This window comes from Flavobacterium sp. TAB 87, from assembly GCF_001529295.1.
Classification (GTDB): domain Bacteria; phylum Bacteroidota; class Bacteroidia; order Flavobacteriales; family Flavobacteriaceae; genus Flavobacterium.
In genome coordinates this window covers 38,767-64,775 of sequence record NZ_LLWK01000032.1, presented here as the reverse complement: position 1 = coordinate 64,775, position 26,009 = coordinate 38,767, and the positions used below count along the sequence as shown (strand labels likewise).

23 protein-coding genes are annotated in these 26,009 nt (G+C 33.7%); 17 read left to right on the top strand and 6 right to left on the bottom strand.

Going from position 1 to position 26,009, the window contains the following annotated elements:
- The first annotated feature begins 9 nt into the window (after positions 1 to 9).
- The 5 genes from AP058_RS04165 (at position 10) to AP058_RS04150 (ending at position 5,066) form a co-directional block, all read left to right on the top strand.
- Positions 10 to 2,124 carry a ribonucleoside triphosphate reductase gene (locus tag AP058_RS04165; protein ID WP_066307184.1) on the top strand — a complete coding sequence of 705 codons (2,115 nt, stop codon included), beginning with the start codon at positions 10 to 12 and terminating at the stop codon, positions 2,122 to 2,124.
- Positions 2,099 to 2,272, top strand: a complete 174-nt coding sequence (gene nrdD, locus AP058_RS17315) for an anaerobic ribonucleoside-triphosphate reductase (RefSeq protein WP_157492604.1) — start codon at positions 2,099 to 2,101, stop codon at positions 2,270 to 2,272. Before AP058_RS04165 ends, nrdD begins: the two co-directional genes overlap by 26 nt.
- The gene (locus AP058_RS04160; protein ID WP_066307335.1) at positions 2,226 to 2,945 is read left to right on the top strand and encodes an anaerobic ribonucleoside-triphosphate reductase activating protein; all 720 of its coding nucleotides are present in this window, start codon (positions 2,226 to 2,228) and stop codon (positions 2,943 to 2,945) included. The genes nrdD and AP058_RS04160 overlap by 47 nt, the downstream gene beginning before the upstream one ends.
- Before the next feature lie 262 nt (positions 2,946 to 3,207).
- Complete coding sequence (locus tag AP058_RS04155) at positions 3,208 to 4,470, top strand: aminotransferase class I/II-fold pyridoxal phosphate-dependent enzyme (RefSeq protein WP_066307182.1); 1,263 nt, start codon at positions 3,208 to 3,210, stop codon at positions 4,468 to 4,470.
- Positions 4,471 to 4,589: 119 nt separating this feature from the next.
- The gene (locus AP058_RS04150) at positions 4,590 to 5,066 is read left to right on the top strand and encodes a hypothetical protein (protein ID WP_066307181.1); all 477 of its coding nucleotides are present in this window, start codon (positions 4,590 to 4,592) and stop codon (positions 5,064 to 5,066) included.
- 54 nt (positions 5,067 to 5,120) lie between these two features.
- On the opposite strand, the gene AP058_RS04145 is transcribed toward AP058_RS04150, so the two are convergent.
- A complete protein-coding gene (locus AP058_RS04145; protein ID WP_066307180.1) occupies positions 5,121 to 6,239 on the bottom strand; it encodes a GTP cyclohydrolase in 1,119 nt (372 codons plus the stop codon).
- Between the two features lie 76 nt (positions 6,240 to 6,315).
- On the bottom strand, positions 6,316 to 7,281 hold the full coding sequence (locus AP058_RS04140; RefSeq protein WP_066307177.1) for a transporter: 966 nt from the start codon (positions 7,279 to 7,281) through the stop codon (positions 6,316 to 6,318).
- A gap of 121 nt (positions 7,282 to 7,402) precedes the next feature.
- Between AP058_RS04140 and AP058_RS04135 the strand changes: the two genes are divergently transcribed.
- The 6 genes from AP058_RS04135 to AP058_RS04110 all read left to right on the top strand — a co-directional run bounded on the left by AP058_RS04135 (position 7,403) and on the right by AP058_RS04110 (position 15,359).
- Positions 7,403 to 7,702 carry a DUF4834 family protein gene (locus tag AP058_RS04135; RefSeq protein WP_066307175.1) on the top strand — a complete coding sequence of 100 codons (300 nt, stop codon included), beginning with the start codon at positions 7,403 to 7,405 and terminating at the stop codon, positions 7,700 to 7,702.
- 49 nt (positions 7,703 to 7,751) lie between these two features.
- Complete coding sequence (locus AP058_RS04130; protein ID WP_066307174.1) at positions 7,752 to 10,187, top strand: YfhO family protein; 2,436 nt, start codon at positions 7,752 to 7,754, stop codon at positions 10,185 to 10,187.
- A 2-nt stretch (positions 10,188 to 10,189) separates the two neighbouring features.
- Positions 10,190 to 11,473, top strand: coding sequence for a glycosyltransferase family 4 protein (locus AP058_RS04125; protein ID WP_066307173.1), 1,284 nt, complete (start codon positions 10,190 to 10,192; stop codon positions 11,471 to 11,473).
- A gap of 35 nt (positions 11,474 to 11,508) precedes the next feature.
- Positions 11,509 to 12,981: a polysaccharide biosynthesis C-terminal domain-containing protein gene (locus tag AP058_RS04120; protein ID WP_066307171.1), complete on the top strand. Its 1,473-nt coding sequence runs from the start codon at positions 11,509 to 11,511 to the stop codon at positions 12,979 to 12,981.
- A gap of 200 nt (positions 12,982 to 13,181) precedes the next feature.
- Complete coding sequence (locus AP058_RS04115; protein ID WP_066307169.1) at positions 13,182 to 14,831, top strand: mechanosensitive ion channel family protein; 1,650 nt, start codon at positions 13,182 to 13,184, stop codon at positions 14,829 to 14,831.
- A gap of 228 nt (positions 14,832 to 15,059) precedes the next feature.
- The gene (locus AP058_RS04110; protein WP_066307168.1) at positions 15,060 to 15,359 is read left to right on the top strand and encodes a hypothetical protein; all 300 of its coding nucleotides are present in this window, start codon (positions 15,060 to 15,062) and stop codon (positions 15,357 to 15,359) included.
- Between the two features lie 19 nt (positions 15,360 to 15,378).
- Here the strand turns inward: AP058_RS04110 and uvrA are convergent, their stop codons facing one another.
- Positions 15,379 to 18,171, bottom strand: a complete 2,793-nt coding sequence (gene uvrA, locus AP058_RS04105) for an excinuclease ABC subunit UvrA (RefSeq protein ID WP_066307163.1) — start codon at positions 18,169 to 18,171, stop codon at positions 15,379 to 15,381.
- Between the two features lie 568 nt (positions 18,172 to 18,739).
- On the opposite strand from uvrA, the gene AP058_RS04100 reads away from it, so the two are divergent.
- From AP058_RS04100 to AP058_RS04095, 3 genes are all read left to right on the top strand, one after another.
- Positions 18,740 to 19,324: an RNA polymerase sigma factor gene (locus AP058_RS04100; protein WP_066307161.1), complete on the top strand. Its 585-nt coding sequence runs from the start codon at positions 18,740 to 18,742 to the stop codon at positions 19,322 to 19,324.
- Positions 19,325 to 19,375: 51 nt separating this feature from the next.
- Complete coding sequence (locus AP058_RS16975) at positions 19,376 to 19,519, top strand: hypothetical protein (RefSeq protein ID WP_197413378.1); 144 nt, start codon at positions 19,376 to 19,378, stop codon at positions 19,517 to 19,519.
- 468 nt (positions 19,520 to 19,987) lie between these two features.
- Positions 19,988 to 21,052: a lipopolysaccharide assembly protein LapB gene (locus tag AP058_RS04095; RefSeq protein ID WP_066307157.1), complete on the top strand. Its 1,065-nt coding sequence runs from the start codon at positions 19,988 to 19,990 to the stop codon at positions 21,050 to 21,052.
- Positions 21,053 to 21,065: 13 nt separating this feature from the next.
- Here AP058_RS04095 and nth read toward each other — a convergent pair whose 3' ends face one another.
- Complete coding sequence (gene nth / locus AP058_RS04090; protein WP_066307155.1) at positions 21,066 to 21,725, bottom strand: endonuclease III; 660 nt, start codon at positions 21,723 to 21,725, stop codon at positions 21,066 to 21,068.
- 104 nt (positions 21,726 to 21,829) lie between these two features.
- On the opposite strand from nth, the gene bcp reads away from it, so the two are divergent.
- Complete coding sequence (bcp, locus tag AP058_RS04085) at positions 21,830 to 22,282, top strand: thioredoxin-dependent thiol peroxidase (protein WP_066307333.1); 453 nt, start codon at positions 21,830 to 21,832, stop codon at positions 22,280 to 22,282.
- Between the two features lie 72 nt (positions 22,283 to 22,354).
- Here the strand turns inward: bcp and AP058_RS04080 are convergent, their stop codons facing one another.
- Positions 22,355 to 23,806: a TonB-dependent receptor gene (locus tag AP058_RS04080; protein WP_066307153.1), complete on the bottom strand. Its 1,452-nt coding sequence runs from the start codon at positions 23,804 to 23,806 to the stop codon at positions 22,355 to 22,357.
- Positions 23,807 to 23,898: 92 nt separating this feature from the next.
- Between AP058_RS04080 and AP058_RS04075 the strand changes: the two genes are divergently transcribed.
- Positions 23,899 to 24,663: an MBL fold metallo-hydrolase gene (locus AP058_RS04075; protein ID WP_066307151.1), complete on the top strand. Its 765-nt coding sequence runs from the start codon at positions 23,899 to 23,901 to the stop codon at positions 24,661 to 24,663.
- Positions 24,664 to 24,674: 11 nt separating this feature from the next.
- A complete protein-coding gene (locus tag AP058_RS04070) occupies positions 24,675 to 25,175 on the top strand; it encodes a hypothetical protein (protein ID WP_066307149.1) in 501 nt (166 codons plus the stop codon).
- A gap of 92 nt (positions 25,176 to 25,267) precedes the next feature.
- Here AP058_RS04070 and AP058_RS04065 read toward each other — a convergent pair whose 3' ends face one another.
- On the bottom strand, positions 25,268 to 25,912 hold the full coding sequence (locus tag AP058_RS04065; RefSeq protein WP_066307147.1) for an alpha/beta hydrolase: 645 nt from the start codon (positions 25,910 to 25,912) through the stop codon (positions 25,268 to 25,270).
- Between the last annotated feature and the right edge of the window lie 97 nt (positions 25,913 to 26,009).

Here is a 26,009-nt window from a genome sequence, read left to right as displayed (position 1 = left end):
ACCGATACTATGGAAAAGTTGATTATTAAAAGAAATGGGAAATATGTTCTTTTTGAGGATTATAAGATAAAAGTAGCGATTAAAAAAAGTTTTGATAGTGTCGGAATACCATTTGATATCAGTGTTTTTGAGAACGTAATCGTCTCATTTGACTCCAAAGAAATTTGTGCGGTCGAAGATATTCAGGACTGTATTTATCAAACCTTATTGGATAAGGGTTATTTTGATGTAATGCGATCCTTTATGCTGTACCGACATACCCGAAAGATGCAACGCGAACATGTGGGCGGATTAAATGATGACACGACGTATGTAGATAGTACACAAACCATAGAAGAGTATATTAACCAGACCGACTGGCGCATCAATGCCAATGCCAATACCTCCTATTCAAATGCTGGCTTGGTGAATAATGTAGCTGGAAAAATTATAGCCAATTACTGGTTGGATAAAGTATATAGTAAAGAAGAAGGCTACGCACATCGCAACGGTGATCTGCACGTACACGATTTAGATTGTCTGACAGGATATTGCGCAGGTTGGAGTCTTCGCGTACTTTTAAACGATGGTTTCAATGGCGTTCGTGGTCGAGTAGAAAGCAGAGCACCTTCTCATTTTAGAGAAGCGCTCGGACAAATGGCAAATTTTCTAGGAATTTTGCAAAGCGAATGGGCGGGAGCGCAGGCATTCAGTTCGTTTGATACCTATTTGGCTCCCTATGTTTTTAAAGACAACCTCTCTTTTGATGCCGTTTTAAAAGCAGTGCGAGGTTTTGTTTATAATTTGAATGTTCCCGCACGCTGGGGACAATCCCCATTTACCAATATCACTTTAGATTGGGTGGTTCCCGAGGATTTAAAAGAACAGATTCCAACAAAAAAAGACCAACATTTGTTTTTACATAGCAATGACGAAATCACTTTATCTAAAGCTAAAGAACGCGGCGTTTCCTCGTTGATCGAAATGCGATACGAGCATTTTCAAGAAGAAATGAACTTGATTAATAAAGCCTATTACACAGTAATGACCGAAGGAGATGCGAACGGCCAACCGTTTACTTTTCCGATCCCGACGGTAAATATCACTGAAGATTTTGACTGGGATGGCGAAAATACCGACTTGCTTTTTGAAAATACCGCTAAAATTGGATCGTCTTATTTTCAAAACTTTATAGGAAGTCAGTATTTGACAGACGGGAGCGGAAATAAAGTGGAGAACCCCAATGCGTACAAACCCAATGCAGTGCGCAGTATGTGTTGTCGACTGCAACTGGATTTGCGAGAATTATTAAAGAGAGGAAATGGTCTTTTTGGAAGTGCCGAAATGACGGGTAGCATTGGTGTAGTAACCATTAATATGGCCAGATTGGGATATCTTTTTAAAGGAGATAAAGAAGCGCTATACCAGCAACTAGACAAGTTAATGGACTTGGCGCAGTCGACTTTAGAGAAAAAACGCGTATTTATTCAAGAAATGTACGACCGTGGTTTGTATCCTTATACCAAAAGATATTTGCCTCATTTCAAAAACCATTTTTCTACTATTGGTGTTAACGGCATGAACGAAATGATTCGCAATTTCACGAATGATTCTCAAGATATTACTTCCGATTTTGGAACCGATTTTTCGATGGAAATTCTCGAATACATTCGAACTAGAATGAAAGAATACCAAGAAGAAACAGGTAATTTATACAATCTAGAAGCCACACCAGCCGAAGGAACTACGTACCGCTTTGCTAAAGAAGACAAAAAAAGATATCCAGAGATATTACAAGCTGGCCAGGGAGAGAATATTTATTACACCAACAGCTCTCAAATTCCAGTCAATTTTACCGAAGATCCTTTTGAAGCTTTATTAATGCAGGATAAATTACAATGTCTTTATACTGGCGGAACTGTTTTGCATTTATATATGAATGAAAAAATAAGTTCCTCAGAAGCGTGCAAGCAATTTGTTAAAAAAGTATTGACCAATTTCAAGTTGCCTTACATCACCGTAACGCCTGTTTTTAGTGTTTGTCCAGTGCATGGTTATTTAAATGGCGAACATGAATATTGTCCAAAGTGCGATGATATCGTAATACAAAACGTTAAAAATGAAACATATGAATTACACAATTGAGATTTTAGAAAAAAACCAAAGTTTGAGAACTAAATGTTTGGTTTACACAAGAGTAATGGGCTATCACAGACCGGTTGAAAGTTTTAATATTGGAAAAAAAGGTGAACACAAACAACGCACACATTTCACAGAAAGAAAATGCAGCTAAAGCAATCTTTAGCATTACGCCTTTTACTTTATTAGACTATCCGCATAAATCAGCTTGCATTCTTTGGTTTGCAGGCTGTAATATGCGATGCTTGTATTGCTACAATCCCGAAATTGTATTGGGAAAAGGCAAAATTTCTTTTGATACCGCCTTGTCTTTTTTAGAAAAAAGAAAAGGATTACTCGATGCAGTCGTTTTAAGCGGAGGCGAATGCAGTTTGCATAAAAACTTGATTCCTTTTATCAAACAAATAAAAGACTTAGGATTTGCTGTAAAAATCGACACCAACGGCTCTAATCCAAAAGTGCTTCGGCAATTAATCAATGAAAAATTAATTGATTACGTTGCTTTGGATTTTAAAGCTTTAGCAGAAAAATTTCAGAAGGTGACACAATCTGACCTCTTTGCTGTTTTCGAAGAATCTTTTCGTTTATTGTTGTGTAGTACCATTCAATTTGAAGTCCGAACCACTTTACACTCAGATTTAATTGATGAAGTAGAATTAGCGCTAATGCTCGATTATGTAGAAAAAAATCAATATGAAGGTACATTTTACATTCAGCATTTTGTTAATAATGTCGCTACCTTGGGTAATTTGCCACTTTCGATTCGGACTGATGTGACTAAAAACTGGAACCGAGAAAAAATCAAAGTGGAATTTAGAGGGACGTAGTTCCTGAACTTCATTTGGAAGCTACTTAGGTGTTCAAATCATTTAAAAGATGATTTTATTTATCTGTCGTGTACGTTAAATCTCAGTTTTATAATTCTAAAAGCATTTAAGCAGCTAACAAATTGAACTATAAAGCTAAAGTATCCTCAGCTAATGGCGGTTTTTTAGGATTTTTCTAAATAAAAGTAAGAGCCAATCTGTATTTTTAGATAATAATCCTTAATTTTGCACGCTGTTAAAACATAACAATACACCACAAATTATGGTAAAAGATTTATTCGAAAGAATCCAAAACAATAAAGGTCCTTTAGGAAAATGGGCTTCTCAAGCAGAAGGTTATTTTGTTTTTCCAAAATTAGAAGGGGAATTAGGTCCGAGAATGAAATTTCAAGGAAAAGAAGTTTTAAACTGGAGTTTGAATGACTATTTGGGTCTTGCAAACCATCCAGAAGTGCGTAAAATAGATGCAGAAGCAGCATTAGAATACGGAGCAGCTGCCCCAATGGGAGCGCGCATGATGAGTGGACATACTAAATACCATGAACAATTAGAAAATGAGCTGGCTCAGTTTGTACAAAAAGAAGCGGCTTACTTATTGAACTTCGGTTACCAAGGAATGGTATCTATTATTGATGCTTTGGTGACTAAAAATGACGTAATTGTATATGATGTTGATGGTCATGCTTGTATTATTGATGGGGTTCGTTTGCACATGGGGAAACGTTTTACCTATCGTCATAACGATATCGAGAGCATGGAGAAAAACTTGCAACGTGCCACTAAAATAGCTACAGAAACTGGAGGAGGAATTTTATTCATTACTGAAGGTGTTTTTGGAATGCGTGGTCAACAAGGAAAGTTGAAAGAGATTGTTGCCATGAAAGAGAAATACAATTTCCGTTTGTTGGTAGACGATGCGCACGGCTTTGGTACACTAGGTAAAACAGGAGCTGGAGCAGGTGAGGAGCAAGGTTGCCAAGATGGAATAGATGTTTACTTTTCTACATTTGCAAAATCGATGGCAAATATCGGCGCATTTGTAGCGGCAGATCAAGATATAATTGATTATTTAAAGTACAATTTACGTTCTCAAATGTTTGCAAAAGCATTACCAATGATTCAAACTATTGGGTCGTTAAAACGTTTACAACTCTTACGTGACAACCCAGGATTGAAAGATAAATTATGGGAAAATGTAAACGCACTGCAATCTGGATTGAGAAGTAAAGGCTTTAATATTGGAGATACAAACACCTGTGTTACGCCAGTATATCTTGAAGGAAGTGTGCCAGAAGCAATGGTTATGGTAAACGATTTAAGAGAGAACTACGGTATCTTCTTATCGATTGTAATTTATCCAGTTATTCCAAAAGGAATGATTTTATTACGTGTTATTCCAACTGCGCCGCATACGTTGGCTGATATTGATCAGACATTAACTGCTTTTGAAGCGATTCGTGAAAAATTAGAAAACGGAACGTACAAAGAAATTGCAAGTAAAACTAAAGTAGATTTGGACGCATAGTTCAATAAAGCACTAAATTCTCATTATGGGAATTATATAAGAAAATCCATTCGTTATATGAATGGATTTTTTTTGTTTTAAAATAACTTTACACGATATAAACCAGTAAAACCAGAATTATGAAATCAATCTATATCTTAAGTAATATCCTTTTAATTGCCGTACTTTCTTCGTGTGTAAAAAACAATAAAGACCAAGTTGTTGTTCCACCTTTGGAAGTAGAAGCGCCAATGGAGACGCCTGTTAAAGAATGTTATCAAGCTATAGTTGATAAGGATACCATTACACTAACTGTAGATGTAAATAGTATAAATGAATTTAAGGGAGAATTAAATTACTCTTATTATCAAAAAGATAAAAGCTTTGGTACGATCTTAGGAAATGTAAAGGGAGATACGATTTTTGCAGAGTACAATTATCAATCAGAAGGAAAAACTTCGGTTAGAGAATTAGCTTTTCTTAAAAAGGATGCTACCACGTATATTGAAGGATATGGTGATGTTGTAGAAGCGAATGATAAAGTAGTTTTTAAAGATAAAAGCAAAATTAAATTTGACGGAAATGTTATTTACAATAAAATTGATTGTAAAGAATAAATTAAGAAACCATAAAAAAAATCCAATCGTAACTGATTGGATTTTTTTTTATAATTATAATTCTTTTCGATAGGTTTTTCTTTCGCAATGTAATCGCGGATCAAAATTTTTCCATAACAAATGAATGGCATTATTCTCAAGTAATTCGGGCGTTCTAATACAAGTCTCAATTCCTTTTTCTGTAAAAGTTTTGTAATACTCTTCAAATATTAAAGCAGTAACACCTTTATTTTGGTATTCTGGTGCAACTCCGATAAGATAAAAAAGAACATCTTTACTGTGTTTTTTAGCACGTAACAAATGTATAAAACCAAAAGGGAATAATTTACCATTGGCTTTCTTTAAGGCTTGAGACAGACTTGGCATTACAATACTAAAAGCGACTAATTTCTCATTTTTATCTACAACAAATTTAATGTATTCGGGATTAATTAAATTGATGTATTTTTTCTTGAAATAAGCCTTTTGCGTATCAGAGACAGCAACGAACGAAGCTAATTTCTCGTAAGATGTATTAAAAAGATCAAACATTTCATCAACACGTTCCATAACTTCTTTAGTTGAAGTAAAACTGATCGATCGCAAGCCAAAGCGTTCTTTAATAATGCGAGTCGCTTTCATAAAAAATTCTGGTTTTACATTCGAAAAAGGAAATGTACTTTCGATAAACTCTTTTTCAACAGCAAAACCCAATTGTTCTAAATGAGTAACATAATAAGGAAAATTATACCACGTAATCATGGTTCCAATTTCATCAAAACCTTTGGTCAGCAAACCAACTTTGTCCAAATTTGAAAATCCCATCGGACCTTCAACATGGTCCATATTGTTTTTTTGTCCCAACTCATATACTTTTTCAAGCAATGCTTTAGTCACTTCAATATCGTCGATGACATCAAACCATCCAAAACGGACTTTATTCTTACCTTGGTTTTTGACTTCAGACCAGTTAATAATGGCCGTTATTCTTCCTGCCATCTTTCCATCCTTATAAGCGACATAAAAATAAGCTTCTGCATTTTCAAATGCCGGATTTTTTGTTTTATCAAAACCTTCCAATTCATCTGCAATAAGAGGTGGAATCCAATAAGGATTGTTCTTGTACAACTCAAAACTAAATTTGATTGATTCGGTAAGTTCTTTCTTGGTTTTAGCCTCTTTTATTGTAATCATACAACTTTTTATTTGGTATTTTTTGAAGATTATTATCGTGCAAGTTCAGTAAATAATAGTAAAAATCAATTAATTATTATTCGTATTTTCCTTTACGTACGCGTTCAACTTCTTGGGAATCGACTTCTTTTTTTCCTTTTTTACTTTTCTTTATACTTTCTTTTTCAAAAGTCATGGTGTGTACTTCTTCATATCTTCCATCGTAACGCCATGAAAAACCAATTCCGCCGTACAAAACAGAAGGAGTGTTTTTAAAGTTAGTAGTTAAAGAAGCATCGATTTGCATATTCTTTCCAATCAAATAAGCTGCACCACCACGAAGAAGAGCGTCGCTGTAAAAATCACTTTTGTAACCTTGATTTTCAACAAAACCCGACCATTTGTCATTAAATCCGCGCGTTAAAGTAAGTACGTATCCATAACTTGGATAATCGGTAGTTATATAGTCGGCAATAACGTTTGTAACAAATACCCATTTACCACCAAAATGATGTTGAGTAATTAGCATGGCTTTAGGAGAAATGCTTGTTTTTGGAGTAAAAGCATATGGATTTCCTTTAAAAACAAAATTAGCACCTGCAAACACTGAAACCGCGGGAATTAATTGATGCCAATTAAATCCTTGATTCGCATCCCAACTATAAATATTGGTCTTTTTGTCGTAATTTTTAAATGGATCGTAAAGCAAATACTTAGCGCCTAAGTTAGTTTGTTTGAAGTCATTTTTTTCGTAAGTAGTGTAAGGAGCAGTTACGTTTTGCATTTGATACTGCAAATCTACAATGAACTCTAGTTTTTCTAAAAATGCGCCATAACGCAAGGTTAAATCCATACCAAAACCCGATGCATCCGTATGCAGTAAATCGTGTTTTTCTTGAATACCATAAATTCCGGTTTCTGCCTGAATTACTGTTTTTCCAACTGCAAATGCAGACATGGTTTCGCCCGGGCGATTTGAGTTGATTACATCAGTATATTGAGCGAAAAAAAGTTGAGGTAAAAGTAAAATTCCGGTAGAGAAAACCTGTTTAATTAAATTCATATTTTTTTTTATTTGGATAAAGCTATAACGTATTTCAAATGTACTTATTTTATTATTTATTTAAGATGGATTTGTTAATTTTAACCAACGGATTCACTAATTTTGAAAAAATTTTATAGTTATGCAAGAAGCATCTTTTTCAGGACTTATACGATCAATTTTTTACATTGTGGCTTTTTATTACATCTTTAAATTTGTTTTTAAATTGCTTTTTCCCATTGTTATGAAAAAAGTCGTTAACAAAGCCACGGAGAATTTTCAACAACAGCAACAACAGTATTCTCAGCAATACCGTCAGGACAATTCATGGCAAAAAAAACAAAGTAGTAAAGACGAAGTTATTTCTAAAACAGCCAATTCTAAATACCCGCACGAAACCAAAAAAGTCGGTGAATATGTTGATTACGAAGAAATAGATTAGATTTGCTTTTTATAAGCGAAAAATCATCTTAAAACCAAACCCAACTACTTTGAAAATAGTAAATAAATTTTATCCGCACGCCCTAGTAATAGTAGGTTTTGTGCTTGTTTCTTTAATATATTTTTATCCTGTTTTACAAGGAAAACAAATTTTTCAGTCGGATATTGCTCAATATGTCGGAATGGCTAAGGAGCAAAACGATTTTAGGGCTCAAGAGCATACGGAACCTTATTGGACAAACTCAGCTTTTGGCGGAATGCCAACTTACCAATTGGGCGCGAAATATCCACACGATTACATTGGTCATTTAGACGACGCTTTGCGTTTTTTACCACGACCTGCTGACTATTTATTTCTTTATTTCTTAGGTTTTTATGGTTTGCTATTAGTGCTAAAAGTAGATCCATTAAAGGGATTTATTGGTGCCTTGGCTTTTGGGTTTTCTACTTATTTAATTATTATACTGGGTGTTGGGCATAATGCCAAAGCGCACGCTATTGCCTACATGCCACTTGTGGTTGCCGGTTGTATTATGGTTTATCAACGCAGATTTATTGTCGGTGGTTTGCTAACGATGTTTGCCGCAGCCTTAGAAATAAACGCCAACCACTTTCAGATGACCTATTATTTACTGATCTTTTTAATCGTTCTTTCTATTTATTTTATTTACGGAAGAATTAAAGAAAAAGACTTAAAATCATTAGGTTTTGCTTTTGGAACTTTTGCAATAGCTGCTGTTTTTGCCATAGGCTCTAATGCTACCAATTTAATGGCAACTTCAGAATATGCAGCATTTAGTACTCGTGGAAAAGGGGAGTTAAAAATTAATCCTGACGGCTCAAGAATTACTGAAAATAGCGCCTTAAGTCGCGACTATATAACTGAATACAGTTACGGAATTACGGAAAGTTTAAACCTTATCGCGCCGCGTATTTTTGGTGGATCGAATCATGAAAATGTGGGAACCGATAGTAAAATGTACGAGTTTATGGTGCAGCAAGGTGTACCATCAAATCAAGCACAGGATTTCGTTTCTGGCGTGCCTTCGTACTGGGGAGATCAGCCGATTGTCGCTGCTCCAGCTTATATCGGAGTTGTAGTTTTCTTTCTCGCTGTTTTAGCTCTTTTTCTTGACGATCGAAAAATTAAATATGTATTCTTGTCGGGAGCAGTAATTTCACTATTACTTTCTTGGGGTAAAAACTTTGCGTTTTTAACCGACTTCTTTATTGATTTTGTTCCAATGTATGATAAATTTAGAGCCGTTTCTTCAATTCAGGTTTTACTTGAATTGTGCGTGCCTGTTTTAGCTATTATGGGATTGCAATCTTTTTTCAATTTTAAAGAAATCAATTCGAAAAAAGCGCAAAAAGGTTTGCTAGAAACCGCTGCGGTATCGTTCGGAATCTTATTGATTTTACTAGTTTCTAAAAGTATGTTTAATTTTGCAGGAGCGAGCGACGGTTATTATTTACAAAGTTACGGCCCTGGGTTTGTCGATGCTTTAAAAGAAGATCGAAAGACAATGTATTCTGCCGATTTGCTTCGTTCAGGATTTTTTATTCTTGTAGTTTTTGCCGCATTTTGGTTTTTTCTTAAAGGTAAATTAAGTCAAAAAACAACGCTTATAATTGTAAGTATTTTTATGATTTTTGATTTGTTCTTTGTAGATAAAAAATATGTTTCTGCTAAAGACTTCGTTTCTGCACGCGAAATTGAAAATCCTTTTCAAGAAACACAGTCTGATGTTCAAATTTTGCAAGATCCTTCGCATTACAGAGTATTTGAAGTAAATGGTAATTTTTCGAGTGCGCGCGCTTCATTTTTCCATAAATCTATTGGAGGATATCATGCCGCAAAACCTAGAAAAATGCAACAATTATTTGACTACCAAATTGCTCAAAACAATATGGAAGTGTTGGATATGTTGAATGTAAAGTATATTATTCAAACGGATAAAGAAGGAAAAGAGTTTCCAACTGTAAATCCGGACGCAAATGGTAACGCTTGGTTCGTTGAGAGCATTAAAATAGTTACATCTCCAGATGACGAAATGCAACAATTGCGAAATATAGATACAAAAACTATTGCTGTATTTAATGTGCAAGATTATGGTGCTAAGTTTACCGATGCCCGTTTACGTAAAAAGTGGGATACACGAGGAACAATTACGTTACAAGATTACAAACCGAATTACTTAAAATATCAATCAGATAATTTGAATGATGGTATTGCTGTTTTTTCTGAAATATATTATGAGAATGGATGGAACGCCTATGTTGATGGAACATTAACCGAACATTTCCCTGTGGATTACGTGTTAAGAGCAATGGAAGTTCCGGGAGGAAAGCATACGATCGAATTTAAATTTGAACCTCAAGTCATAAAAACGGGAGGAACAATTGCATTAATTAGTTCAATCGGTATGTTACTGTTATTAGTAGGAGGAATATATTGGAATAGAAAAAAAGGTTTAAAATCTTAAATTTGGAACCTAAAAAACTTTTAATAATTACGTATTATTTTCCGCCTGCAGGTGGACCAGGTGTTCAGCGCTGGCTGAAATTTGTAAAATATTTACCTGATTTTGGTATTCAGCCAATTGTTTACGTTCCTGAAAATCCTACTTATCCAATTATAGATGAAGGTTTAGTTGACGAAATTTCAGATAAAGCAATTGTCTTAAAAAATAAAATACTGGAGCCTTACCAATTGGCTTCAGTATTCTCAAAAAATAAAACAAAAAAGATAGCTTCTGGAATTATTCCGAATCAAAAAAAGCAATCTTTTTTAGATAAAACATTTCTCTGGATTCGTGGCAATATTTTTATTCCAGATGCGCGTGTTTTATGGGTGAAGCCATCGGTTAAATACCTAGAAAAGTACATTATAGAAAACGAAATTGATACGATTGTGACTTCGGGACCACCGCATAGTTTACATTTAATTGGCTTAGAATTAAAGCAAAAATTAGGAGTAAAGTGGCTCGCAGATTTTCGTGATCCTTGGACTACGATCGGCTATCATAAATCACTTCGACTCTCTAATTATGCTTCAAAAAAGCATAAAAAATTAGAACATCAAGTTTTAAATAGTGCTGATAGTATTATAGTAACTAGTAAAACGACAAAAACAGAGTTTGAAAAACTTACAGCTAAGCCTATTAAAGTAATTACAAATGGTTATGACAATGAGAACGTGGCGACACAAATTTTAGACACCAAATTTTCTTTAGCGCATATTGGTTCTTTTTTATCAGAAAGAAATCCGAAATTATTATGGGAAAGTGTATCTGAATTGCTTCACGAAATCGAAGAGTTTAAAAATCATTTGGAACTGAAATTAATTGGTGCAGTCAGCCAAGAAGTTTTAGAGACTATATCTCACTATAATTTAGATGTGTATTTGAATAATCTTGGGTACGTTTCGCACAATGAAGCCATCGCACATCAAAAAAGATCACAAGTTTTACTACTCATCGAAATTGACTCTGAAGATACCAAAAGCATCATTCCCGGTAAATTATTTGAGTATATGGTTTCGAATCGTCCGATAATAGCCATTGGACCGATCGGTTCTGACTTTGCCGAAATTATTACTACAACGAACACTGGCGTATTTTTTAATTATTCCGAAAAAGAACGATTAAAAGGTTTGATTTTATCGCACTACAACCAGTTCTTAGAAGGGAAATTACAGTCGTATGGAGTCGGTTTACAACAATATTCTCGTAAAAATTTAACCAAGAAATTAGCGGATTTAATACTATAAATACCGTTTTAAATTTATAAATCACAATTCTTTCCATGGGAATCGTACTCAATCAGTCTTTTAAAAATACAATAATTACATACATTGGGTTTGCTATTGGTGGCATTAATACGTTGTATTTATATCCTGTTTTTTTGGGAGCTACTTACTACGCAGTTACCAATTATATACTTTCGGCAGCAAACGTAATTATGCCTTTGTTTGCGATTGGGATGCAAAATACATTAGTAAAATTTTACACTCAATACAAGACCGAACACGAAAGAAACCAGTTTTTGTCATTTACCGTTTTGTTTCCATTACTGCTTTGTATTCCCTTATTAATTATTGGTTTTCTTTTTTACGATGACATTACTGTTTTTGTAACCAAAAAGAATCCAGTCGTTCAAGAGTTTATCTTATTAATTCCGTTTACGGGATTGTGCATGGCTTATTTCGAAATTTTTTACGCCTGGGCGCGCGTGCACATGCATTCGGTTTTTGGTAATTTTATTAAAGAAGTGGGCTTGCGTTTTTTGTCTTCCATTGCCTTAGTTGGTTTATATTTAAACTGGATTACGTTAGTGCAATTTGTATATGTAACGGCTGGTATTTATTTCGTAGCATTTATTTTGACTATGGTGTATGCTTTTTATGTAAAAAGACCGCATTTTCAATTTTCGATTCCTAAAAATGTAAAAGATGTTTTAGTGTATACTTTCTTTATTATTCTTTCGGGTAGTGTTGCCAACTTACTTTTGGATGGAGATAAATTAATGCTGAATCAATATATGGTGATCGAAAATATCGCTTATTATTCGGTTGCCACTTATATTGCCTTGGTTATTTCGGTGCCTAGTCGTGCTATGCATCAAATTGTATATCCTATTACGGCTAAATTAATGCATGATGATAAATACGACGAATTGAATAATTTGTACAAAAAAACATCTATAAACCTGCAAATGGTAGGAGGCTTTGTGATGCTGTGTATTTTTGTAAATATTGATCAGCTGTACGAGTTGGTTCCTAAAGAATACAGTGGTGGAATATCAGTGGTTTTTATGATTGGACTGTCAAAGTATTTTGATTTGATATTAGGTAACAACAATGCCATTATTTTCAATTCCAAGTATTATCGCATGGTTTTATTTTTAGGTTTAGCGCTGGTCGTGACTACCTTTGTATTAAATATGATCTTTATACCACGCTACGGAATATTCGGCGCGGCATTTGCGACCTTAATCTCGATTACTTTGTATAGTTTAGCTAAGTTAATTTTCGTGGTCAAACGCATGCATTTATACCCTTTCACTAAACAAACAGTCGAATCGCTTGTACTCACAGCAGCGTTGTTTTTGGCTTTTTATTTTTGGGAATTTCCCGTACATCCCATTATCGGCATTTGCTTAAAATCGGCTTTGGTGACTGTCGCTTATGTCTATCTGAACTATCGGTTTGTAATTTCAATCGAAATTAATCAAGTAATTGATAATTTAATAAAAAAGATACTTCCTAAAGCACGTTAATTATTTCAAGTCAAATAATATACTTTTTGCTACTGGTTTCCTCTTTATAAAATTATAATGATTTAATATCTATTGAATCATAGCGTAATTTAATGGTTTGGTTGTTACTCTAAGTCTTGGGAATTTTTAAAATTCCAAATTTATTTTTTACAAGCAGATTTTGAATATATTTGCGTTCAACCTGAAAATAACTATTGATAATGAAAAGTAAAATTATTTTTTTTTTACTATTAGTACCATTTTTGCTTTCTCAAAATAGCTTTGCTCAAAAGGCCTCAACTAAGTCGAAAGTTGATGCGCTTGTAAAACTTAAACAAGATTCAATTGAGAATACTGTTTTAAGAGGTTTTCCGGTTGCTCCGTTTAGGGATACGCTTTTTTATATCAATCACAGGGTAGGTTCTTTTTCTGCTGAGAATCGAGCTAAATTAATTTCCGAAAAAATTAAATTGTTATACGATGACGATTATTTTGTTGCCGATTCGATAAAAATAGCCAATTCAGAATTTGGAGAAGATATTGTTTATAAAAGCAATACTGTTCTTATGTCTGTTTTAAGTGTAGATACGATCAATGCAGATGCGACCGTAGCGAAAATTGCGCAGCGAAATCTTAAAATAATCTCGAAAGCCGTAGTTAAAGAAAAACTAAATCACTCAACATTAGTCATTTTAAAGCGCATCGGACTTACTTTTTTGGTCTTGTTTTTAATTTTATTACTGCTGTATCTTACCAATAAAATATTCGGTAAACTCAAGAATTTTTTATTAGTAAAAAACGCCAAATATTTCTCAGGACTTCGTTTCAAAACAATTGAAATTTTGTCTCCTGAAAGACAACAATTTGTAGTTATTCGAATTGTAAGTGTGATTAAAGTACTTGTTTTTATACTAATCGTTTATTTATCACTCCCTTTATTATTTAGCTTTTTTCCTGCTACCGAAGGTTATGCTGATACGTTATTAAATTGGATTTTTACTCCAGCTAAATCTGTCTTTATGGGATTTGTTGGGTTTCTTCCTAACTTGTTTTCCATTATTGTTATTGTTGTAATATTTAAATATGCTATTAAGGTTTTAAAGTTTTTTGTGGATGAAATAAAACGCGAGAACATACACATTGATGGTTTTTATAGTGATTGGGCTGCACCTACATTTAATATTGTGAAACTATTATTGTACGCCTTTATGGTAGTACTTATTTTTCCGAAATTGCCGGGTTCAGATTCGAATATTTTTAAAGGAGTTTCGGTATTTGTTGGTATTTTATTTTCTTTAGGATCTTCAAATGCTATCGCAAATATGGTAGCAGGTTTAGTGATCACTTACATGCGACCTTTCAAAATTGGAGACTTTATTAAAATCGGAGATGTCAGTGGAGAAGTAATTGAAAAGACGGCCCTGGTTACTCGAGTACGAACCGGTAAAATGGAAGATATAACGATACCCAATGCGACGGTTTTATCTAGTACATCAACTAATTATTCGGCCAATACACATGCTAATGCACCTGGATTGGTCGTGCACACTACTGTTACAATTGGTTATGACGTACCTTGGAAAGAGGTGCATAAAGCGCTTATTGAAGCCGCTTCACGAACCGATTTTATTCAAAAGACACCGCTTCCGTACGTTTTGCAAACTGCGTTAGATGACTTTTATGTTGGCTATCAAATTAATGCCTTTACGAAAGAACCAAACAAGCAACCTTTAATATATTCATCGCTGCATCAAAATATTCAAGATTGTTGCAACGAAGCTGGAATTGAAATTATGTCGCCGCATTATCTGGCGAGTCGTGACGGAAGTGCAAGTACAATTCCCGGTAGTTATATGGGTAAGATCAAATAAAGGGCAGAAAAGTTCCTGTATGTTTGCATAACTTACTGTAGAATATTTATTAAGATAAGTTTTTTTAGCTTTATGAACTAATGATTTTTTTTTTTTGAGTTAGCTTTAAAAATATTGAGTCAAAATATCACCAAAAGTGGGTATTGATATATGTAGGACTTTGGCGTATTTTTGCTGTGTTGAATTTTTAATGCTTTTTAAAATTTTGACAACTAAAAAACGTCGAATATGCAAAGCCACCAATTTACACAAGAACATGACTTACAGTTGTTTTCTAATTTAATTTCTAACAAAATTAATAAAGGTTTTATTTTAGAGGAACGCAATGACGAATTACTTTTTGCAGTTCTTTCTAAAGGAGGAAGAGTAATTGATCACAGTTTTAATTTCATTATTTTTATCTTCACTTTAGGTCTTTGGTCAGTTGCTTGGTTGTATCTCACCTTAGAATATTCTAAACCAAAAAAGATTTTAGTAGCGATTGACGAAGAAGGTATTCCTTTTGAAGATAAATGTTTTGTCGCTTAGAGCAACAAAACACTTTTTTTTATAACTTCTCTTTCAAATATTTTGCTGTAACTGATTTTTTTACTTTAACTATTTCTTCTGGCGTTCCAGAAGCTAATAAGTACCCTCCATTTTCACCGCCTTCTGGACCTAAATCCAAAATGTAATCGGCACATTTTATCAAGTCCAAATTGTGTTCTATCACAATTACCGAATGTCCTTTTTCGATCAGAGCATCAAATGATTTTAATAATTTTTTAATATCATGAAAATGTAATCCTGTCGTTGGTTCGTCAAACACAAATAATGCTTTTTCTTTTGTAGCTCCTTTGACTAAAAATGATGCCAATTTTATGCGTTGTGCCTCACCACCAGAAAGTGTAGACGACGATTGACCCAATTGTACATAGCCCAAACCAACATCTTGTAAAGGTTGTAATTTTTGAGTAATCTTAGCTTGATTGTTTGTTTTGAAGAAAGCAATGGCATCATCAATAGTCATCGTTAAAATGTCATTGATGTTTTTGCCCTCAAAAGCAACTTCTAAAATTTCTTTTTTGAAACGTTTGCCATTACAAGTTTCACATGGCAATTGTACGTCGGCCATAAAAACCATTTCAACATTAATCGTTCCTTCACCTTTGCAGGTCTCGCAACGACCGCCGTCTACGTTAAAAGAAAAATGTTTAGGTAAATAACCCCGAATCTTAGAAAGCTTTTCTTTAGAATATAAATCTCTAATATCATCGTAAGCTTTAATATACGTTACAGGATTGGAACGAGAACTGCGGCCAATCGGATTTTGATCGACGTATTCAATATGCTTGATGTGCGAAAAAGAACCTTTTATTTCAGAAAATTGGCCTGGTTTTTCCGAAGCCAATTCTAGTTTCTTTTGTACCGCTGGAAATAAAATTCGTTTGATCAACGTACTTTTTCCACTACCAGAAACGCCTGTAACAACCGTTAATACATCCAACGGAAAAATGACGTCTATGTTTTTAAGATTGTTTTCTCTTGCGCCAACAATTTCGATAAAGTTTTTAAATGATCTGCGTTTTTTAGGAACTGCAATTTCTAACGCACCATTCAAATATTTGGCTGTTAATGAATCTGATTTTAATATTTCCTTATAAGTGCCTTGTGCGACCAAATGACCGCCCAATGTTCCTGCTTCTGGACCAATATCAATAATCATATCGGCAGCCTTCATAATGTCTTCGTCATGTTCAACGACAATAACGGTGTTTCCTAAATCCCGTAAAGACAGCAAAACTTTTATCAATCGTTCAGAATCTTTGGGATGCAAACCAATACTTGGCTCATCTAAAATGTACATCGATCCAACCAAACTACTTCCTAGAGAAGTGGCTAAGTTTATACGCTGCGATTCTCCACCAGAAAGTGTTGAAGAATTTCTATTTAAAGTCAAATAATCTAAACCAACTTCAGTCAAAAAAGACAAACGATTGTTGATTTCGAGCAGTAAGCGTTTGGCAATTTGCTTTTCGTATTCGTCTAAATTGATGTTTTTAAAGAAATCTGCCAAATGACGTATTGGTAAATCAACTAAGTCAGAAACAGTTTTTTCATTTATTTTCACATATGAAGCTTCCACGCGAAGTCGTTTTCCTTTGCATACGTGACATTTTGTTTTACCGCGATAGCGAGAAAGCATCACACGATTTTGAATTTTGTAATTTTTGGCCTCCAGTTCTCTGAAGAAATCATTTAAACCTTCAAAATATTGATTTCCAGTCCAAATTAATTCTTTTTGACTGTCCGTTAATTCAAAAAACGGTTTGTGAATGGGAAAATCAAATTTATATGCGTTGTTCACCAACTGATCGCGATAATAGCCCATACTTTCGCCGCGCCATGTATAAATTGCGTTTTCAAAAATCGATAAAGAAGTATTAGGTACAACCAAATCGGCATCAATTCCGATAATATTTCCATAACCTTCGCAACTTGGACAAGCTCCGTACGGATTATTAAAACTAAACAAATGAACATTTGGTTCTAAGAAAGTAATTCCGTCAAGCTCAAAATTATTTGAATAGGAAAGTCTGTGCGCACCATTCAATTCTTGCAAATAGCAAATTCCTTTTCCCTCAAAAAAAGCAGTTTGTACCGCATCCGCCAATCTATTAAAAAATTCCTCCTCGTTTTTAACAACGATTCGATCTACTATTAATAACAGCTCTTGATTTTTTTTAATTTTTGGATTGGCTAAAAAATCATCCAAGCGAATGGTTTCATTGTCAATTAAAATTCGGGCAAAACCTTGCTGCAACAAAACTTTTAATTTTTCGTCTAATTTTCGCCCTTTCTCGACATGAATAGGAGCAAGCAGCAACCATTTACTATCAAGTTCAAATTTTGAAACGTCATTAACCACATCAGTTACTGTATTCTTCTTTACCTCTTTACCAGAAACTGGCGAAAAAGTGCGTCCAATTCGAGCAAAAAGTAACTTGACGTAATCGTAAATTTCTGTTGATGTTCCAACTGTAGAACGCGCGTTGGTCGTATTTACTTTTTGTTCAATCGCAATTGCAGGAGCAATTCCTTTTATATATTCGACTTTTGGCTTGTCTAAACGACCCAAAAACTGACGTGCATACGAGGATAAACTTTCTACATAACGACGTTGTCCTTCGGCATATAAAGTATCAAATGCCAAACTCGATTTTCCGGAGCCCGAAAGACCAGTAATAACCACCAGTTTATTTCGAGGTATGGCGACATCCACATTTTTTAGATTATGTACTTCCGCTCCTTTTATTATTATATTTTGCTTGGGATCTAGTTTAGAAAAGTCAACTTTCATAAAATTCTTCAATTTATGTAAAAGTAAGCAATTTTAGGCTGATTTTTCGGTCTCTAGAAGTGTACAATTATTAAAATAAACTTAAAATGCTCGTGAAAAAGCAACACAATTATACTTAAAATTTAAGATCTCTCTTTCACTTGTTTAGAGTTAGCTAGAATAGGTTTATTTTAAAAAACCAAAATCAAACCTTTTTAAATTTAAATTTACCAGCTTTTTATCGATTAGATAAAAAGATTAAGTTGTTTAAAAATTAACTCTATACTACAATATTAGATAGAATGATATGCGGAAGGAAATAAAAATTGGCAAGTTTACTAGAAATATTTTCCGATTTTTTTTGTTAAATTTTAATGTTTAAGAGTTTTCTAATCGGGTAAATCTCCGATATATTGTATCTGACTGCTTTTTTTTTTAATTTTAATACTTTTATAAGTGTATTAATTTGCGTTTTAAAATATAATTGTGTTAAATTTGAGCACTTAATAATTAAAAAATCACGAGCCTATATCATAAAATTACTTTTTTAGAAATATCCCCAAATTTAAACAACTAAAAGGTAAGTATTATGGCTCAGTTGCACATTCCAGACGGTCTATTGGTCAAAAATTACGTCGACGGAGACGAAAATGCTTTAACAGCATTAATTAAAAGACACGAATCTAAGATTTTCGGTTTTATCTACTCAAAAGTAAATGATAGAGATGTTGCCAACGATATTTTTCAAGATACTTTCATCAAAGTAATCCGAACATTAAAGGGAAATTCTTATAATGAAGAAGGTAAGTTTTTACCTTGGGTTATGCGTATTTCATACAATTTGATCGTAGATCATTATCGCAAGAATAAAAAAATGCCTTTGTATCGCGAAACCGAAGAATTTTCAATTTTCTCCATTATGTCCGACGATTCGTTGACTATCGAAAATCAAATGATTTTAGATCAGGTCGAATTGGATTTAAAGAAACTCGTTGAAGAGTTACCAAAAGATCAAAAAGAGGTTTTGGTAATGCGTATGTATCAAGATATGAGCTTTAAGGAAATTTCAGAATTAACAGGAGTTAGTATCAATACTGCTTTAGGTCGAATGCGTTACGCATTAATGAATCTTAGAAAGATAATCGAAAAACATCAAATTATTTTGACCAACTAATACTAATACGCTTACTGTTACGTTATAATATAAATTAAACGTTTGTATAGCATGGCAAAAATTTACTCTAAAAAAACAGTAGTTAACAAAGATTTGAAGGCAAAAGAGGAAGTAATCTCTTTCTTGCTTAATTATTCAAAAGCATTGACAATTGTGAAAGTCGAAAGCAGAAATTTCGAGATCGTAGTGAACTAAAAATTCTCTAGAGTAGCTCGATTTTAAAGACATTTTAAGAAAACCAAAAGGTCGATTTGGTTGAAAAGGAACTTACTATTTGTATTACTAATACATACGGTAAGTTTTTTTTTGTATTAAGGTTTTTGTTATTGGATAATTATTTCTATTTTAGTTAAAAATATAACGAATACTTTAACAATTGTAAGATTTAAGTGAAAATTATTTAATTTTAATTTAATTTGGATTTTGCGTTAATTAATATCAATTACTCTTTTTATTAACTATTTAGATGATTTAATCGGAATTTAATTAATAATAGTGTACTATTAAATTACATTTTTATACAAAAGGCTATTTTTCTTTACAGTGATAGAATCATAAATAAATCTAAAATATAGCAATCGCGAATTGTCTTCTTAACACGAATGTTTAATGAACACCTTTTAGAAGAAAACCAAATATTATAACAACCAAACTCTCTTAGAAATGGAAAAAAACTTTACTCTACTATTACTTTTATTATTTATTGGTGTTGGTTTACATGCACAGAAAGATCAAATTAAAGAAGCGCAATCTCTTTACGATAAAGGAAATCTTAAAGAATCTTTGGCAATCGTAAAAAAGATTGATTACATGATTGTAAACGCTTCGCTTGAAGAAAAGTCTGATTTTTATTTTTTAAAGGGTAATATTTATAAAGATTTGGCGAGTAAAAATATAGATGCAGCTGAAAATTTCGCCTTGGCATCAGGAGCTTACCAAGACGTACTTTTGTACGAAAATGATTCTCGAAAATATAAATATGCTTTTAAGGCAAATATTGCACTGAAGGAGATGAAATCTACTTTAGTCGATGGTGCGATGTTAGATTACAAGCAGGGTAAATTTAATGAAAGCGCAGAGAAGAGTTACAAAGTTTATTTGTTTGATAAAAAGGATACATTGAATCTGTTAAACGCGGCAGGTGCAGCATTAACAGGTAAAGATTTTACTTCTGCAATTAAGTATTACGATGAGTTAAGAAAAATCAACTATACCGGAAAAGGTGTTCTTTTTTACGCAACTAATAAGAAAACAAAAGAAGAGAGTGCATTTATTTCGCTAGCCGCGAGAGAGTCCAATATTCTGGCGGGATTATATGAAAAACCTCGAAATGAATCTCCACCAAGCAAGCAAGCCGAAGTTACGTATAGCCTTGCTTACGCTTATCTGGAACGAAACGATTATCCTAAAGCACAAATGTATTATGATGAATCTATTCGATTGAATCCTAAATGCATTGACTGCTATATTAACATGGCCTACTCAAAATTACAACTGAAAAAAGTTTTGATGGATGAAATGGCTAATTTGGGTAATTCTCCAAAAGAAATGCAAGAATACGATGTATTAAATGCAAAGAAAGACGAATTGGTTAAAAGCACCATTCCTTACCTTAAAAAAGCATTAGTTATTGAGCCAAAAAACGAAGAGGTTACGAAATTTTTGCTAGGAGTATACCGATCACTAGACATGACAGCAGATTATAATACGCTGAAAGCAAGTTTGTAAAAAGCAAACTGAGCTACTTACTCTTATTTTTAGTAGCTTCTTTTAGAAACGATTTTTTACCAACTGTTGCCGTAATAATGTCTTTTTCTAAATTCCACGCTCGCGCGGGAGAATATTCACGTCCGTACCAAATAATTTGTAAATGCAAGTCATTCCAAATTTCTTTAGGAAACAGACGTTTGGCGTCTTTTTCGGTTTGCACTACATTTTTTCCGTTAGAAAGATTCCATCGGTGCATTAATCGGTGGATGTGCGTATCTACTGGAAAAGCAGGGATCCCAAAAGCTTGAGACATCACTACACCAGCTGTTTTATGTCCGACAGCCGGTAAAGCTTCAAGTGCTTCAAAACTTTGCGGCACTTGTCCGCCATGTTTGTCAATTAAAATATGAGAAAGGCCATGAATTCCTTTGGACTTCATTGGAGATAAACCACAAGGGCGAATAATTTCTTTAATTTCTTCGACCGACATTTTGATCATGTCGTACGGATTATCTGCTTTAGCAAATAGCAGCGGTGTAATCTTGTTCACGCGAACATCGGTGCACTGCGCAGAAAGTAAAACTGCAATCAATAAAGTATACGGATCTTTATGATCCAAAGGAACGGGTATTGTAGGATATAACTCTTTTAACGTATTTATAACAAATGATACCCGTTCTTCCTTATTCATTTCCGTAAATTTATGAGTGTAAAAATAGAATAAAATTTAGGATGTGCCTAATTCTGTAGCGACAAGCAGCAGTCGTATTGTCGATTAAAAAAAAAGCAATTATTATGACAACATTAAAAATAGGAGATAAAGCGCCCAATTTTGAGGGAATTGATCAAGATGGACTCGCACATACGCTTAGCGATTATGGCGGTAAAAAATTAATTGTTTTTTTCTATCCAAAAGCAAGTACGCCAGGTTGCACAGCAGAAGCTTGTGACTTAAGAGACAATTTTGAAAGATTTACGGATCAAAATTATCAACTGTTGGGCGTCAGCGCTGATTCGGCTAAAGCGCAAGCAAATTTTAAAACCAAGCAAAAACTGCCATATAATTTATTGGCTGATGAAAACAAGTCGGTTATTGAAGCCTTTGGAGTTTGGGGACCAAAAAAGTTTATGGGAAAAGAATATGATGGTATTCATAGAACGACTTTTGTAATCGATGAAAACGGAATTATAGAAGACATCATTACCAAGGTAAAAACTAAAGAACATAGTGCGCAGCTATTAAAATAAAAGATTGATTAAATTGAAAAAGCCAGATAAATAGTATATTTTATCTGGCTTTTTTTATATTTAAAAAAGAACTTATTGCAATACATTTGCGGGCTCGTAACCAAACAAGTGATGCTCTTTTATAATTTCTGCAATTCCTAAAGGAAGCATTGGTTCCCATCCTGGAGTACCTTGACTGATCATTTTTAAAACCTCACGAGAGAATACTGACAAGTTTTCTGGATCATAATCTACGACATCAATTACTTTACCGTTGAATTTAAAGAATTTATATAACTCTTTCATTCTTGGGTGCACTTTTAAGTTGTTTGAATCCATCAAAACGCCATTTTCGTCTAACATCGGGTATAAAAACACCTTCATATCACGATAAAATAATTTCCCGAAAGCTTCTAGAATTCCACCACTTAAATGACGGTAATATTTTTCGTCAAAAATATCAACTAAATTATTGACTCCCATGGCTAAGCCCATACGTGCTTTAGTATAGTTAGCAAAATATTCAACCACTTTATAATATTCCTGGAAATTCGATATCATAACCGTCTGTCCCAGCGAACATAAAAGTTCAGCTCTGTCCATAAAGTCACGCTCATCAATCTCTCCATCAGAACGAAGATTGGACAAGGTAATTTCAAAAATTACTAGAGTATTGTCTTTGTCAACTTTATTTTCTTTTTCAAACATGCGCAGTGATTTCTCATACATGTCCATGTTTACTTTAGTTACAGGTCTAAAACTACCTCGTAAAGCCAATATATTTTTTTTGTATAAGATAGCAGCTGGCAAGATGTTTTTTCCATCCGGATTAAACATTACCGCATCTGTCATTCCGTTTTTAACCAATTGCAAACTCATCAAGCGATTGTCTACGTCTGCAAAACGAGGTCCAGAAAAATTAATAGTATCAATTTCTAATTGATCTTTATCTAAATGATCATACAAATAACGCAACAAACGTTTCGGATCATTGTATTTGTAAAAAGCACCGTAAATTAAATTAACACCTAACGTACCCAAAGTCTCTTGTTGTAATTTGGCATCTGTTTCTTTAAAACGAATGTGCAGAATAATCTCGTTGTAGGCTTCATCGGGTTCAATTTGGTAACTAATTCCTACCCAGCCGTGTCCTTTATATTGCTTTGCAAAATCGATAGTTGCAACTGTATTAGCATAACTAAAAAACATTTTGTTGGGATGTTTTTCTCTGCTCAACCGTTGTTCAATTAAATTCACTTCATGCGAAAGCATTTTTTTTAATCGACTCTCTGTAACATAACGACCGTCTTTTTCGATGCCATAAACAGCATCACTAAAATCTTTATCGTAAGCTGACATTGCTTTTGCGATGGTACCAGAAGAACCTCCCGATCTAAAAAAGTGCCTAACAGTTTCCTGTCCCGCTCCAATTTCGGCAAAAGTTCCGTAAATGTGTTCATTTAAATTTATGCGAAGTGCTTTGTCTTTTATTGATGGTATCTTCTCGATGACTCTGTCACCTTTGAGTTTTATTTCTGTACCCATTTGTTCTAAATATGGCTAATTTGATGCAAAGTTAGTAAATTAGGGTTCTAATGAAAGAGAAATAATGCTATTTTTGTAAAAAACAAAGTAAGTTGAAGGTATATTTTTTAGGCACAGGAACTTCACAAGGTATTCCAATTATCGGGGTTGATCATCCTGTTTGTAAGAGTGCTGACTCCAAAGATAAACGACTCAGAGTCTCTATTTGCATTACTTGGGAAGACTATTCGTTTGTAATTGATTGTGGACCAGATTTTAGACAGCAAATGTTAGCCTGCGAATGCAAGCGCCTGGATGCGATTTTATTTACACACGAACATGCAGATCATACGGCAGGATTAGATGATATACGTCCGTTTAACTTCCGTCAAGGACCAATTCCTGTTTATGCACATCAGCGCGTAATTGATAACTTAAAGAAACGCTTTGATTACGTTTTCGAAACTGTCAACAGATATCCAGGAGCACCTGCTGTTGATACGATTGAAGTGGTAAATGATGCTCCATTTGTTGTGGGAAATAAAACAGCTATTCCGATAAATGTAATGCACGGCGATCTGCAGGTGTTTGGTTACCGAATTGACGATTTTGCCTATCTAACAGATGTAAAAACCATTGCAGTCGAAGAAATAAAGAAACTAAATAATTTAAAAGTGCTCGTTATAAATGCATTGCGCATTGAGCCACATAATACGCATTTTAATTTGCAAGAAGCGCTAGATTTTATAAATTTGGTGCAACCAGAAAAAGCATATTTGACGCATATTAGTCACCTATTAGGTTTTCATGAAGAAATAGCAAAGAAGCTTCCCGAAAATGTGTTTTTGGCCTACGACAATCTAGAAATTACTCTATAATTATTTTTACAATGAAAAAATCTTTAATGCTATATCTTTTTATAGTTGCACTTTTAATGAATGTTTTTACTTATATGTTCTTTAGTAAAGAAGTAAAATTTGAACAAGAACGGTATGAAAAGACGACCAAAAAATTACGTGATAGTATCAATTTAGTTGAAACGCAATTGATCGAAGCAAATTATTTTTCATTGGAAAAAAATGAAAACGCACAAAATTATTTCGAATCTGGAAAAGGAGATAAAATAATCGCTTACGAAAAATTGATTCCCTATGTAACAGAAAAATTACTGGATTACAACGCAGAAGCAAATGGAAATCCGTACACTGGACAAGATAAAATGGGACCAAATAAATTTATCATCAATAAGATAAAAATATTAAATCACCGTTGGATTATTGCAGAGTACAGTAATGGTGAGTTTTGGGGAGAAGTACTGTTGAAATATTTTGTAAATACTGATGAAACGATATCTTTTGAAGTAAATCAGACAATGTTGTATCAAAAATAAAATTTTTCTTATAATAGAAACTAACATATTAATAGAAAAAGTCCGTCTCAAAATTGCTTTGAGACGGACTTTTTTCTATTAATTAAAACGTATTATTTTGATAACCACTCCTTAAAGTCATAGAAATTTTGAGGTGCCACACCATGGCCAACAGGATATTCTTTATAGGTGATCGGGATGTTTAATTGCCCTAAAGCAGCAGGAGTTTTTCTTGCCCACTCCAAAGGTACTACTTGGTCAGAGGTTCCGTGTGAAGCGAATATTTTTAGGTTTTTAAAATCATTCTTTTCAAAACCTTCCGCAATAATATCAGCATTAAAGTAGCCACTCATGGCAACTACTTTCTGAATTTTTTCTGGATGAGAAAGTGCCACAGCATAACTTAAAATTGCGCCTTGACTGAAGCCAACTAAACTCACATTATGGGCATCAATTGGATAGTTAGCAATTAGTTCATCAATAAAATCAGCAATAGTATCACGAGACACTTTAGCTTGTTCATTATCAGAAAACTTATTTTGATCTGCATCAAAATTGATAGCGTACCAAGCATAACTTCCAAATTGCATGTCATAAGGCGCACGAGCAGAAACCACATAATAGGTGTCTGGTAGTTCTGTTGCAAACGAGAATAAATCTTCTTCATTGCTGCCGTAACCGTGTAATAAAACGATCAATGGATTTTTATCTAAAACTACTTTGGGAGCTTGTATTTTGTATTCTAAGGATAAATTCATGTTGTAAAATTCAGTGTTCAATTATTTGGTATTCATTTTTGATAACGCTACTGTTAAACAGTTATGAGAATTTGCGCTAGTTTAGTCTTAAATTTGC